This window comes from Carboxylicivirga agarovorans, assembly GCF_050589845.1.
Lineage (GTDB): Bacteria > Bacteroidota > Bacteroidia > Bacteroidales > Marinilabiliaceae > Carboxylicivirga > Carboxylicivirga agarovorans.
Genome location: NZ_JBNGPA010000013.1, coordinates 142,990 through 157,143 on the forward strand (window position 1 = coordinate 142,990; position 14,154 = coordinate 157,143).

Consider the following 14,154-nt stretch of genomic DNA (forward strand, 5'->3'; position numbering starts at 1 on the left):
CAATATTTGTGTCCAGCTTCACTGCTTTGTTTATGAGCTCATTAAAAACGAAAATAGATAAAAGGTAAGAGCGTGCTTTGGTGAAGTGAATAGATAATGTAAAATGTAATTGATAAAAGAACGATCTTGACCACCACCGGTGCTTTGACAAAACGCAGTTTAATGCGGCTTCGCAGTTTTTCAGGAATCCAGTGAATAGTAAAGCCAATCACTAAAAGGCTCAGGGTGTAGGGCATGGTACTTATAACCTCCAACAGGTCATAAGGCATAAACGCACGGTAGATACGGTCGAAAATGATCTGTACATTCTGAATGGAATTAATCCTGAAAATAATCCAGGTGGCCACCACAAAATGAAAGGTAATAAACCAACCGGCAAAACGCATGGCTTTATTGCTTGTTTTAATAAGTCGGTTGAAGGAATGATTAATGATCAGTCCCAGGCCATGCAATGTGCCCCAGATAATGAATTTAAGAGCTGCTCCATGCCATAATCCGCCAAGAAACATGGTGATCATTAAATTGATCAGGGTTCTGACTCTTCCTTTACGATTCCCTCCCAATGGTATGTATAAGTAATCACGCAGCCATGATGATAAACTAATGTGCCATCTGCGCCAGAAGTCAATCAGTGAAGTAGCTTTGTATGGGTGATTAAAGTTTTTAGGTAACCTGAAACCTAACAATAAGGCCACGCCAAGAGCAATATCTGTATAACCTGAAAAGTCACAATATATTTGCAGCGTATAGGCATAAATAGCCGTGGTGATCTCAAAACCGGAATAGGAGATAGGGTGCTCAAATATACGGTCCACATAATTAACCGATAAGAAATCTGATATCAGCATTTTTTTTAACAGGCCGCCGGTTATCAGCAGTGCCGCCCACCATATCCATTTTTCCGAGAGCACCAGTCGCTTGTATATTTGCGGTATAAATTGCTTGGCCCTGACAATGGGACCGGCAATTAACTGTGGGAAAAATGAAACATAGAAACCAAAATCTATGATGTTTTTTACGGGTTTTAACTCCTTGCGGTATACATCAATGCTATAGCTGATGGTTTGAAAAGTGAAAAATGATATACCAACAGGCAGGGTTATCTTATCAATATCAAAGTTAGTGCCCAGCGCATAATTGGAGGCACTGGCTAAATAATCGTAGGTATTGATTGTATCGGAGCTTATTAAACTGATAAGATCAGCTATAAAGTAGGTGTATTTAAAATAGGCTAAAACCGATAAGTTAATAATGACACTAATACTTAATAACAGTTTTCGCTTTAGTTTACCCGATGATCGATGTATGGCCAGTCCCAGGCTATAATCAACAATCGTTGAGAAAACAAGTAAGCTGAAGAAGTACCCCCCTGTTTTATAATAGAAGAATAAACTGGCCAGAAACAGGAATGCAATGCGCAGTTTGCGCCTGTTTTTAAGAATCAGGTTTAGAAATAAAATGACGCCAAAAAATACCCAAAATGCCACGTGGGTAAATAAAAACAAATCCGATTGTCCTGATAGTTGTTTTAGTAACTCTCCCATGGTGCAGGTTTTTGAGTGAATAAACAAGTATCAGTCTCTGACGGGCTGTTAAAATGCTGCCATATGGCATTGGTGAGGTAAGCGGCAGCCTTTTTACCACCTAAGCGTGTAAAATGAATATAGTCTGTCAGGGCCAGCGGAGGGTCGCTTTCAGTCCATTTAATGATAGACCCATTGCCTCCCATGGCTTCATACAGATCAAAAAAGGCAAAGTTATAGTCAAGAGCAATCGCTTTTTGTGCATCACGAATACGTGAGAGATGTTCGTATGATTGAAGCTGACCATCGCTAAAACGAGCGGCATCTGCTACTCCAACAACTATAACCGGAATGCCGGGTAAGTATTTTTTCAGCAGATCAAATTGTTTGGATAGCTGTACTTTATAAAAGTGATAATTGGGCGCAACAGTGGGTATGACATTGGTTCCAAACTGAAAGATAATCATCCCGATATCCAGGTGTTCTCCCATGGCTGTAAATAGCTGTCCATCCGTTAAGTGTAACATGGGTGTGCTTTGTCCGCGCAAGGCAATATTATCCACCGAAATACCTGAGATGCTATCCAGCGCACATGCTAAAATATGCACCTTGGCTTTACTCGACAGATCAAATTGCAGAATTGGTGATAGCTGTTCAAATTCCCAGCTAATTTCCGTCAGGTTGGCCGATGGAGCAAGAGAGTCGTTAATGACTTCAGTGCTTTTGATTTTACCTTTTATTATAAGGGTGTCTGTATGGGGTGCTATAAAAAGACGAACTTTCTGATAATGTGATGCGTGTTTCTCGGCCCAGCGTGATGCACTGATCTTAAATGCTCCGGGCGAATTGGCTTCCAGGGAGGCTGTCTGACCCATTAGCCCATAAGCTTTGTTACTCAGTCTGTACTTACGGTTGAATACACTGTGAATTTTCCAATCCCCTTTACTGTCAAGCCAAACAGAAGGATTAATGCGTTGTGGATCGTATACGGTTGTTAAGCCGGGGCCACAGCCGCCAAACCTGTTTTGAAACGTTTCACGAATGTAAGCAGTTATACGATCACCTTCAATCTGAGAATCTCCATAGTGTAATATGCGAATGTTTCGATTGTCTTTGGTGCTGTTCAGTAGCTCTTGATGCAAGTCCTGCAGCTGGTTTATAAACAGTGTAGGGCACGATAAATGGTCTTTGGTAATAACAGTGTCTTTGGGCACCGGGTCAATTGGTATTTCAAGGGTATCGACCTCAATTGTTTGGAGCACTAATGCACTGTCAACCTCAATATTTTCTTCTTCGCGAGGCAGGTTTAGTGTCCAATTACCCGGTTGGTAAGGGAAAGGAAATGTTCGACTTAGAATAGCAGCTCCTCCCATTATGCAAATGAAGTACAAAAATATGCGAAGCTGTTGATTCATGAAGGATTATTATTTTCTGTAAAATAAGCAATTATCAGTTAATGTGATGAACAAGGGGTGAATATTAACCTGGGTTCAACATAAAAAGTTGAACCAGAGTTACTATTCACCCCTTGTTTAATTCTTATCGGGCAACTATGATTTTGGTCTGATCTTTAATTTTTGTCCAACCCATAGTTTTGATGATTCATTTAATCCGTTTAAGCTCATAATGTTTTTATTAGAGATGCCCGGGTATTTTTTTGCAATGCTCCATAGATTATCGCCTGAACGCACCGTGTAATATTCATAATTCGGATCAGTTGGTCCATTTTTCTTCGGTGCCGAAGATTTATTGGAGGTTACTGTTTTACTGCTCAGCCTTTGTTTTTCTGCGTAAGCCATGTCATTGATTCGACTGTAATACTCCGTTTTGTCCTTTGGTACATAGACGCGCAGTTTTTGTCCCACCCGAATCATATTACGACGTATGTTATTCCAATATCTTAAGTCAGATGTTCTTACATCGTACCAGTCGGCAATCAGGCCTACCGCATCGCCCGATTTAACAGTGTAATAAACTGTTGCCTTGTTTTTTGGTGTATCAGGTGAATAGGCTGTGTATTGAGGTTGAACGGTTGATTTGCCGTTTACAAAATAAGTATCGCGTTTGTAAGCATAAATACTGTCTTCAATAGCGGCAAAGTCAGAAGCATCATTAATAGCCAGGCGCAGCGCATAATCAGTGCCAGCTGGTATCAGATCCTTCCGGTATTGCGGATTAAGGCTTCTTAAATAATCAACTTTGACATCCAGTTTCTCGGCTACCTGTTTAAAGTGTAAAGGCTCACGAATGGAAATTGTGTCTGTTACAAGCGGCAAACTGTTCGGATTAGCATATAAGTTATGCTCCTTTGCATACATAAAGGTATAGGTGGCAGCAATAAAAGCCGGAACGTATCCTCTTGTTTCACGTGGAAGGTGATAATAAATCTTCCAGAAGTCGCGGTGACCACCTGAACGACGTATGGCTTTGTTAACATTACCAGGGCCACAGTTATAGGCAGCAATTACAAGAAACCAGTCTTTGTAAATGGCATACAGATCATCGAGAAAATCGATGGCTGCCACTGTTGATTTATATGGATCGCGACGTTCATCAACATAGGAGTTGATGGTTAGTCCATATTGCTTGCCTGTATAATACATAAACTGCCAAAGGCCTGATGCACCTACTCTTGAATAGGCTCTTGGGTTAAGTGCCGACTCAATAATTGGCAAATACTTCAACTCCAGGGGCATTTGACGCGCATCCAATTCCTGCTCAAACATTGGGAAATAATACTCAGATAATCCAAGCATGTTCTGAACCAATTCCCTGCGGCGAATGGTGTATAATTCAATATGTCCTTTTACAATAGAGTTGTAAGTATATGGCATCGGAGAGTTAATCGCTTCAATGCGCTTGATATAAACAGAATCGGGTAATTTGCTGATGGTGGTGTTAAGCGGAATAGAATCAGGCACCATCAGGTTGTCAGTCGCCTTATTAATATACCACTGGTTAACCAGGCTATCTAAACATTCTTCCAGATAAGGAGGGGTGTCAATTTGAGGGATCGAATCAATTTCACTCTGTGCATTTGCAACAAATCCAACTACTACCATACAGGTCGCTAAGACCAGCTCTTTCACCTTTTGCATAAAATCACTAAAATTTAAGTTTCAATTGAAGGCCAACGCCCGCAAAATCCCCCGGAATAGGGGGCATCATTGATGGCTGAACTGCCATCGATAAATCTTCACTGATATCAAAATTATAGAAATGGGCATCCACTGCCGCATCAACTATCTGAATGACATAAATACCAACCATACCGATGTAGCTTAAATCACGATAACGGCGGTAATATTGTTTTTTACTGTTCAGGGCTTCTTCAAACCATTGTTCGTACTCACCATAAATCTGTTCTTCAGTAAGCCCGGGTGGAATAAATTCCATATAACTTTTATTGTTGGGATCACGGATGATAAAATCACGGTAAGCCGATTTGTATTTATTATAATAGGTCGAATTAAAATCGATCGCATAGGCAACTCCTGCAATACCGGCATATAAAATTGGTATTTTCCAGTACTTCTTATTATATGCTTGCCCTAATCCAGGCAGGATAGCGGCATAAAATGAAGCCTTATGCGGAGAGTGTTTTTTTTCAACAACAGGTGTTTCAACAACTACACCTTGCATAATTGCGGTGTCACCTTGAGAAATAAAAGTATCTGTCTTCTGTGCTTTAAGTGAATTTGAGAAACTCAAAAACACTAATAAGCACCACAGCCATTTATGATATTGTTTTGTTGTGGTCAAATCGTATCTATTTCAAGCAAATAAATAGCTATTATTTTGCTTTATCCAGAATGCTGATAATTTTTTCCAAGTCATCGTCAGAGCCAAAAGGAATAACAATTTTTCCTTTTCCATCATCTGTTCGCGAGAATTGGATGTTCGTTCTAAAGAACGTAGACAACTGAGATCTCAATGCCTCGTACTCTTTAGGTAGATTTTTTTTCGATTTGGTAGATTTTTTATTGTCGACACCATTGTTTAAGTCACGAACCATTTGCTCAACCTTACGAACAGACAAATCATTCTTAACCGTTTCATCAAAAATCATCAATTGAGCCTGTGGATCTTCAACGCTGATAATGGCGCGCGCGTGACCCATTCCAATTTGTTTCTCAACAAGTCCAAGTTGTACTTCAGCCGGAAGCTTTAACAAACGGAGGTAATTGGCGATAGTCGAGCGCTTCTTTCCTACACGCTCAGACATGCTTTCCTGGGTCAGATTGCATTCTTCTATTAAACGCTGATAACTGATAGCTACTTCGATAGGATCAAGGTCTTCACGTTGAATGTTCTCAACAAGAGCCATTTCCAGCATTGTGTCATCATCGGCTGTTCTGATGTAGGCCGGAACCTTGGTTAGCCCGGCAAGCTTAGATGCCCTGTAACGACGTTCACCTGCAATAAGCTGGTATTTATCCGGTCCTATTTTGCGTAAGGTTAAGGGCTGAACAATACCAATTTGCTTAATGGATTCAGATAGCTCATTTAAACGCTCCTGATCAAATTTAGTACGTGGCTGCCATGGGTTAACCTCAATTTTTGCAATGTCAATTTCGTTAATTGATGCAGCTGGCCTGGTCTCTCTTTTTTGAGTTACCTCATCAGCATTTTCAATTAATGCACCCAATCCACGTCCTAAAGCGTTCTTTCTTGCCATCGTTTAATTATCGTTAATCAGTCAATATAATCGTCATCAAAAAAGGTTATTTCTTTTCTGACAGGTTGTTTTTCTTTAAAAGTTCGCGAGCCAAATTCAGATAGTTAATAGCGCCCTTTGATGTCGCATCGTACATAACTACTGCTTTACCATAGCTTGGCGCTTCACTCAACTTAATGTTACGCGACACAAGGGTTTCAAAAACCATATCCTGGAAATGACGCTGTACTTCTTCCACTACCTGGTTCGACAGGTTTAAACGTGAATCGTACATCGTTAATAAGAAACCTTCAATCTCCAATTCAGGATTCAAACGGCTCTGAATAATCTTTATTGTATTTAATAATTTACCAAGACCCTCAAGAGCGAAGTATTCACACTGAACAGGAATGATCACTGAATCAGCGGCTGTTAGTGCATTTACAGTAATTAAGCCAAGTGATGGTGAACAGTCGATCAGGATAAAGTCATATTGGTCACGCACCTGTTCAAGTACTTTCCCCAATACCTTTTCTCTGTCTGGTAAATTAAGCATTTCAATTTCAGCACCTACCAAATCAATGTGCGAAGGCAAGACATGTAAATGCTCTATTTCAGTCTGAAGAGTAGCTTCCTTCGGATCCGTGCCATCAATAATGCATTCGTAAATGCTGTTCTCAACTTCACGTAAATCAAAACCAAGGCCAGATGTTGCATTAGCCTGCGGATCGGCATCAACTATCAGAACGTTGTATTCTAAAACCGCCAGACTCGCAGCAAGGTTAATTGCTGTAGTGGTTTTTCCAACTCCTCCTTTTTGGTTTGCCAGTGCTATGATTTTAGCCATATTATGGTGTTTTTTTAGTTTTGAAGTTAAGGGCTACAAAATGGTTATTTTTTTTCTGAAAGCCAAAGTTAAAATTTTCTCAAATATATAGGCTAGCTACGTAGAAAAATACCTGATGTTTCAAAATCTTTTGACCCCTACCTTGTCAGCTTAACAAAACAGTCCTCGAGTAATTCATTTTTATCAATAGGAACAACACCAGGGTGTTCACAAACCAAACCACCGGCCATGTTGGCGATGCCGGCCACGTATTTTTCTTCCAGTGCCGATGCGAGGCAAAGGGCACTTACACTGATCACCGTGTCTCCTGCCCCTGACACATCAGAAATGTTCCTGATCTCTGCAGGAATAAAATGATGCTTTCTTAAATTGGCTATCATGACGCCTTTTTCAGCCATGGTAACCATAAAGTTTCTGATGTTGTGCTCTGAAATAAATTGTTGTGCTGCTTTTAACAAAGCCTGCTTGTCATTGGCCGATACATCGACCTTTGCTCCTTCTCTGAATTCTTTCAGGTTAGGTTTAAAGAAAGAAACACCGCTATAGCAATTGAAATTACGCTTCTTAGGATCTACCAGGGTTGGTATGCCTTTATTTTGCGCCATGGCTATGGTGTTTTGAATCGTATCAGGCGTTAACACACCCTTGTCATAATCTTCAAAAATGATAGCATCAATCTTATAGGTGTTCAGTAAATCTTTAATGTGCTCTTGCAGCTTCTTTTCAAGTATTGATTCAAGCGGCGTATCCTGCTCTTCATCTATTCGTAATAAGTGCTGGTTTTGACTGATAATACGTGTCTTAACGGTTGTTTTGCGCTGCTTGGTGGAGATAATGCCCTGCTTTGGTAATTGCTTGTCTTCCAATAATCGCATAAAAATATTACCTGCCTCATCATCGGCGATAACCGAGCATAAAATAGGTGTAGCCCCTAATGATTGAATGTTTAGCGCAACGTTGGCAGCCCCACCAAGTCGGTTTTCCCGACCTGTTGCTGCAATAACAGATACCGGAGCTTCCGGTGAAATACGGTTGACATCGCCCCATAGGTATGAGTCGACCATTACGTCACCAATAATTAAGATATGCATCTTATCAAATGCATCAAATACCTGTGTCAGCTCCTTACGTGTCATACTTTCTATAAATTTTGAAGCAAAGATAAAAAATACTGCTACTTGGTAAAAGCATATCCGATTACGAAGCTCTATTTCCCAATGACCTGCAGCTATTTTTTTAAAGATGAACGAATAATCTGATTAATTAGCCGCTAACAAGGAACATTTCGTATAGAATATACGTAAGGATGAATCACACCCAAAATATTATTTATAATGAAAGTATCTATGACTAAAGCTGCCATATTGTTGGCCGGCCTGATGTTTCTTGCAGTTAGCTGCACCACATCAAAAGTATCTACAGGAGAAAAAGCAGAAATCATCACCTTGCCCGATGGTTCAGTAATGATTCTTAATGAGCACTCTGCTGCCCGCTATGTTGTGAATGACAATACCAGGAATGTTGAACTGACCGGGGAAGCTTTTTTCAGCATCAAAAAGGCTGATATACCCTTTGAAGTGCATACCTCCAATGGCGTTATTGTTGTGTTAGGTACCGAGTTTAACGTTCATTCACAGGAAAATGAGTTGGAAGTGGAAGTTGATAACGGACTTGTTGAAGTGGAGACTAAAAATGGTATTCAAAAATTGAAGAGGGGAGAGCGTATTGTTTATGATGATGTTAAAAAGCTGGCAGAAAAAAGCAAGGCATCATTTAAGCATCATATATGGACAGATGACTTTAAGGATGATATGCGCCAATTAGGGAAAGAACTGAAAAAAGAGAGCAAAAAGCTTGGCAGGGAAATAAATAAAGTCAGCAAGGATTTTAAGATCAAGCTATAGTTTCATTTATAAAGGTAAATTAATCAACAGACATTAATCGATGCTGTTCTGATCCAGGATGGCTAGCACTTGTTCCTTGTAATTGCGGCCAATAGGAATGTTATGCCCCTGTATGTTAAGGCTGCCGGAGGTATAACTTTCTATTTTGTCGACGGCTATAATATAGGACCTGTGAACCCTGATGAAATGTGTTTCAGGTAACTTTTCTTCAATGTTACTAATGGTGTTCATGGTTTTTATCTCACGACCATCGTTTAAGTAAATTGAAACATAATTTCTGAGGCTTTCAATATGAGTTATGTCTTTTAATACGACCTTTACCATCATTTTGTCTGATTTAACGAAAATAAAAGCGTCATTGAAAGTGTTGCTTGTATCGTTGTGAGGAATTTCAAGCTGCTGATGGTTTTTAAAATAGCGGTTAACAGCTTTGATAAATCGTTCGAATGAGATGGGTTTAATTAGGTAATCAAGGGCCTCCAGCTCGAATCCTTCCAGGGCATATTCAGAATAGGCAGTGGTAAATATGACCTCGGGCCTGTGGCTAAGGTTTCGCATAAGCTGAAGACCTGTAAGTCCCGGCATCTGAATGTCAAGGAACAACAAATCAACCTGGTGTTCATTGAGTTTCTGCATCGCTTCAATGGCATTGTTGCAGGTGTCAACCAATAAGAGGTTATCTAGTCTTCTGATGTATTCTGAGATGATGTCTACAGCTAATGATTCGTCATCAACTACAAGGCATTTTACTGGAGTCATAATTATTCGTTTAGTTTCAACTTTAACACAACCTGATACGAATCTTCTGACGACACAATCTTTAGTTCGTGCTTGTTTGGATACATTAAATTAAGCCGTCTATTAACATTTTGCAAGCCGATGCCACTTGCTGCCGGAGATTCACTGATCTCATCCGGTATGCTATTTTCTACCTTTAAAATAAAATCATTTTCTCTGATGCCCATTTCAATGGTTATCCATGCCTGACCGCTAAAACCACGTGTACTGTGCTTAAAACTGTTTTCCAGGAAAGGCAGTATCAGCATGGGGGCAATGCTTTGCCCTCTTTGTTCGCCCCATATATTAAGGCTGAGTTCAACCCTGTCTCCATAGCGTATTTTCTCCAGCTCCAAATAGCTTTTGATACTTTCGATTTCTTTGTATAGCTGCACCTGTTCCACATTCGTTTCATAGAGCATGTAACGAAGCAGGTCAGAAAGTTTAAGGACGACTTCAAGCGATTGATCTGATTTTTTCAGGATAAGCGAATACAAGCTGTTAAGCGTATTAAATAAAAAATGGGGTTGAACCTGATTTTTCAGGAAAGTAAGTTCAGCTTCCAGTTTGTCTTTTGCCAATGACTGCTCACGTTGCTGAACATTGGACAGATATTCCATCAGTTTTACTGTCATGGGGATAGCTAAAACTGAGCTTATGTTTACAGCACCTCTGATCAGCTGAACAATATTAAATGTTGGTTCTTTGGTCCACTCAGGAAAAAAGGTGTCTACAATAATCAGGTTGTCTGTGATGCGCTGTAAAATGGAAGCAACTAATATGGTTGCCAGGAATAGTGTGATAAACAGCCAGACTTTACCCTGGTATAAAAAGCGCGGAAATAAATAATAGATGACAATATAAACCAATGCGATTTTTACGGGCAGATTAATCAATTCTACCGAGATAGTTTTAAGGTAATTATCATCGTGTGTGCCCCAGGCCAATGCAAAAAACATTACAAATAACACCCAGTAACTGAAGTGCTGAAACCAGCGATTATTCAGGATGTTGGCAATTAAACTATTGCTGTTAATGATTTGCATGCTGTTTTTTTATTGCAATGTAAGTAAATAATCATACTCCTTTAAGCTTTTGTGGACAGATAGCAAAGGAATGAGGACGAATAGCAATTGTGCAGTTTGTACTCCCATTATGGTTGTTTGTCCTTACAACTTGTTATTGGTGCTTCTATTATTTTGATTTGACAATGTAAACTATCGTCATGAACTTGTAATGTAGTTAATAACATAATGGCGATGCTAATTCAAATTGTCATGCGAATACTGCTATTTTTAATGTTCTTTTCAACTCTTGGCTCTATGCAGGCTCAGGATATCAGAGTGTCTTCAGGTAAAGTTATACGGCATGAACTGTTTAGCTCAGATTATGTAGATGCACGTAATGTTGATGTGTGGTTACCCGATGGCTATACGGCAGATAAGCGGTATGCTGTGATTTATATGCACGACGGACAAATGCTGTACGATGCCTCTACGACCTGGAATGGTCAGGAATGGGGTGTAGATGAGGTAATTAGTCGATTAATTAAAAGTGAGCGCATACGTGATTGCATCGTTGTGGGAATTTGGAATAATGATGGTAAACGCAATGCAGAATACTTTCCGCAACGTGCATGGGAGCAGTTATCAAATGACAGAAAGCAGGAGATTTTAAGTAAGGATAAGGTGTTAAATAATCCGGCAGCTTCGGAGCATGGCTTATTGGCTGATAATTATCTGAGGTTTATTGTCAGGGAGTTAAAACCGTTTATTGATCACAAATACAGTACATTAAATGATAAAGAGAATACATTCATTATGGGTTCCAGCATGGGAGGTCTGATAAGTGTATATGCTATTTGCGAATATCCGGGTGTATTTGGTGGGTCCATTTGTATGAGTACGCATTGGCCGGCAGCTGATGGTGTGGTGCTTAATTACCTGGAGAGTAATCTACCCAATCCCGATACTCATCGCATCTATTTTGATTATGGAACAGCTACGCTCGATGCCTTGTACGAACCGTATCAGCTAAAGGTTGATAAAATGATGGTAGAGCACGGCTATGTGAAGAATGAAAGTTTTAAAACTGAAAAGTTTGAAGGTGAACCACATACTGAAAATGCATGGGGAAAACGCCTGCATATTCCACTGGAATATATGTTACAATAAGAATGCAAATTAAAACACTATAGTATGAGAACATTTAAGTATTTATTTGCGGTCATAATGCTTGTTTCAAGCATGTCTGTTATGGCAGCATACAAAATTGATCGCCTGGAGCCTGCTTTCTGGTGGGCAGGTATGGAAAATGAGAACCTGCAGTTGTTAGTCTACGGTGAAAATATTTCAGAACTACGCCCCAGTATCAGTTATGAAGGTGTAAGCCTCGAAAGAACTGTACAGGTTAAATCTCCAAACTACCTGTTTCTATACCTGAAAGTTGATAAAACGGCTAAAGCAGGTTCCTTCGATATCAACTTTGAGCGCAAAAACAAAACCATGGTGAAATATAGCTATGAGCTTAAACAGCGTGAAGCTGGCTCTGCTATGCGTCAGGGCTATAATACTTCGGATGTGATGTATCTGATCACACCAGACCGCTTTGTGAATGGTGATACATCAAATGATGAGGTTGAGGGAATGAAAGAGGGCCTTGATCGTTCTGACGACTTTGGTCGCCATGGTGGTGATTTGGCCGGAATCATTCAGAGTCTCGATTATATCGAAGATATGGGTTATACTGCTTTGTGGCTGAATCCAGTCATGGAAAACGACATGCCCGAGGGTTCATACCACGGTTATGCCATTACTGATTTTTATAAAACAGATGCCCGCCACGGAAGCAATGAAGACTATGTGAAGTTGTCCAAAGAGCTTAAGAAACGAGGTATGAAGCTGGTGATTGATATGATTATGAATCACTGTGGTTCGCATCACTGGTGGATGGAAGACTTACCAACAGATGATTGGTTGAACTTCCAGGATGGCTGGCAGGTAACAACACACCTGCGTGAAACGAATATGGACCCTTATGCTTCGGATTACGATAAACGTAATCACGCCGACGGTTGGTTCGTAGAGTCTATGCCTGACTTGAATCAGCGCAATCCACTTATGGCTGATTATTTAATTTATAACACTATCTGGTGGATTGAGTATGCCGATTTGGATGGCATTCGCATGGATACCTATCCATATCCTGATAAGGATTTTATGAGTGAATGGACACGCCGTGTTATGGAAGAATATCCAGGCTTTAATATTGTAGGTGAAGAGTGGAGTACGAATCCTGCTATTGTATCGTACTGGCAAAAAGATAAGGTGAATGCCGATGGTTATGTATCGTACATGCCAGGTGTTTTTGATTTTCCTTTGCAGGATGCTTTGGTGAAAGCTTTAAATGAAGATGACAGTCAGTGGGGACAGGGTTTACCAAAACTCTATGGTATGCTGGCCAATGATCATTTATATGCCGACCCTACACAATTGGTTATTTTCCCTGATAACCACGATATGAGTCGTTTTTACACACAAATAAAAGAGGACTTCGATATGTTTAAAATGGGGATGGCCTATATAGCTGTAACCCGTGGCATCCCTCAGATATATTATGGAACAGAAATTCTGATGACCAATCCTAATTCTGATTCGCATGGTGAGATACGTGCCGAATACCCTGGAGGCTGGGATGATCACACGGCCAATGCATTTACAGGTGAAGGATTGACTGCTGATCAGAAAGAAGCGCAGGAATTTACTAAAACGCTCTTAAATTGGCGCAAAAGCTCAAGCGCAGTGCATAACGGATGCTTAAAGCATTTTGCTCCTAATCATGCCAATGGTTTATATACCTTATTCCGCTATGATGATAAGTCGGTGGTTATGCTGGTGATGAATAAGAATCCGGAAGTTAAGGATGTTAACATCGTACCGTTTAAAAAAGAGGTCATTGGTGAAGCCAGTGAAGGTGTTGATGTACTGAGTGGTAACAAGGTTTCTTTATCCGGTGAAACAGTTAAAATTGAAGGACGATCATTCTTGCTGCTTGAAATCAGGAAATAAAAATATATGACACTATACATTGCTAAACGTAGCAATGTAATTATAAAACCCAACTGCAGGTAGAGGTGCTAAGCAGTTGGGTTTTGTTGTATGCTTGCTATTGTGGTCTTTTACTGGCTTTGAATTCAAAAAAAGCCGCTCTCAATCGAAAGCGGCTCTAATTATCTTATTCAACTATCAATTGCTTTTTAACAACTTGGTCGTTGTAAATTAAATGCACAAAGTATAGTCCGGGCTTAAGACTTTTTTATCAATTAGTTTTCAACAATATAAGAAAGATATGAAAAGTAACCGGCCAGAAATGATTTATAGGAGAAAACTATTGAGAAACAGAGCAACTCCAGCGGAATGTGAACTTTGGAATTACCTTTAAGGAAAA

General features: G+C 40.0%; 12 protein-coding genes. 3 read left to right on the top strand and 9 right to left on the bottom strand.

The genetic code is table 11. The features are described from left to right. Positions 1-41 precede the first annotated feature (41 nt). The 7 genes from ACRD69_RS14565 to ACRD69_RS14595 form a co-directional block, all read right to left on the bottom strand. Positions 42-1,544 carry an MBOAT family O-acyltransferase gene (locus ACRD69_RS14565; RefSeq protein ID WP_430815836.1) on the bottom strand — a complete coding sequence of 501 codons (1,503 nt, stop codon included), beginning with the start codon at positions 1,542-1,544 and terminating at the stop codon, positions 42-44. Continuing rightward, positions 1,529-2,938 carry a GDSL-type esterase/lipase family protein gene (locus ACRD69_RS14570; RefSeq protein ID WP_430815837.1) on the bottom strand — a complete coding sequence of 470 codons (1,410 nt, stop codon included), beginning with the start codon at positions 2,936-2,938 and terminating at the stop codon, positions 1,529-1,531. Before ACRD69_RS14570 ends, ACRD69_RS14565 begins: the two co-directional genes overlap by 16 nt. Before the next feature lie 135 nt (positions 2,939-3,073). Continuing rightward, on the bottom strand, positions 3,074-4,621 hold the full coding sequence (locus ACRD69_RS14575) for a lytic transglycosylase domain-containing protein (RefSeq protein ID WP_430815838.1): 1,548 nt from the start codon (positions 4,619-4,621) through the stop codon (positions 3,074-3,076). Between the two features lie 7 nt (positions 4,622-4,628). Continuing rightward, entirely contained in the window at positions 4,629-5,165 is a 537-nt protein-coding gene (locus ACRD69_RS14580) for a DUF5683 domain-containing protein (protein WP_430815839.1), read from the bottom strand. Between the two features lie 151 nt (positions 5,166-5,316). Further along, entirely contained in the window at positions 5,317-6,201 is an 885-nt protein-coding gene (locus tag ACRD69_RS14585; RefSeq protein WP_430815840.1) for a ParB/RepB/Spo0J family partition protein, read from the bottom strand. A 46-nt stretch (positions 6,202-6,247) separates the two neighbouring features. Continuing rightward, positions 6,248-7,027, bottom strand: a complete 780-nt coding sequence (locus tag ACRD69_RS14590; protein WP_430815841.1) for a ParA family protein — start codon at positions 7,025-7,027, stop codon at positions 6,248-6,250. 137 nt (positions 7,028-7,164) lie between these two features. Then, a complete protein-coding gene (locus tag ACRD69_RS14595) occupies positions 7,165-8,163 on the bottom strand; it encodes a bifunctional heptose 7-phosphate kinase/heptose 1-phosphate adenyltransferase (protein WP_430815842.1) in 999 nt (332 codons plus the stop codon). Between the two features lie 198 nt (positions 8,164-8,361). On the opposite strand from ACRD69_RS14595, the gene ACRD69_RS14600 reads away from it, so the two are divergent. After that, positions 8,362-8,931, top strand: coding sequence for a FecR family protein (locus ACRD69_RS14600; protein ID WP_430815843.1), 570 nt, complete (start codon positions 8,362-8,364; stop codon positions 8,929-8,931). A gap of 33 nt (positions 8,932-8,964) precedes the next feature. Here the strand turns inward: ACRD69_RS14600 and ACRD69_RS14605 are convergent, their stop codons facing one another. Both ACRD69_RS14605 and ACRD69_RS14610 read right to left on the bottom strand, forming a co-directional pair. Further along, the gene (locus ACRD69_RS14605; protein ID WP_430815844.1) at positions 8,965-9,690 is read right to left on the bottom strand and encodes a LytR/AlgR family response regulator transcription factor; all 726 of its coding nucleotides are present in this window, start codon (positions 9,688-9,690) and stop codon (positions 8,965-8,967) included. A 2-nt stretch (positions 9,691-9,692) separates the two neighbouring features. After that, a complete protein-coding gene (locus tag ACRD69_RS14610) occupies positions 9,693-10,754 on the bottom strand; it encodes a sensor histidine kinase (RefSeq protein ID WP_430815845.1) in 1,062 nt (353 codons plus the stop codon). 231 nt (positions 10,755-10,985) lie between these two features. Here ACRD69_RS14610 and ACRD69_RS14615 point away from each other — a divergent pair, with 231 nt between their 5' ends. Both ACRD69_RS14615 and ACRD69_RS14620 read left to right on the top strand, forming a co-directional pair. Next, positions 10,986-11,882 (top strand): alpha/beta hydrolase, encoded by an 897-nt coding sequence (locus tag ACRD69_RS14615; protein WP_430815846.1) that lies wholly within the window; start codon positions 10,986-10,988, stop codon positions 11,880-11,882. Between the two features lie 24 nt (positions 11,883-11,906). Next, positions 11,907-13,775 carry a glycoside hydrolase family 13 protein gene (locus ACRD69_RS14620; protein ID WP_430815847.1) on the top strand — a complete coding sequence of 623 codons (1,869 nt, stop codon included), beginning with the start codon at positions 11,907-11,909 and terminating at the stop codon, positions 13,773-13,775. The last annotated feature ends 379 nt before the right edge of the window (positions 13,776-14,154 follow it).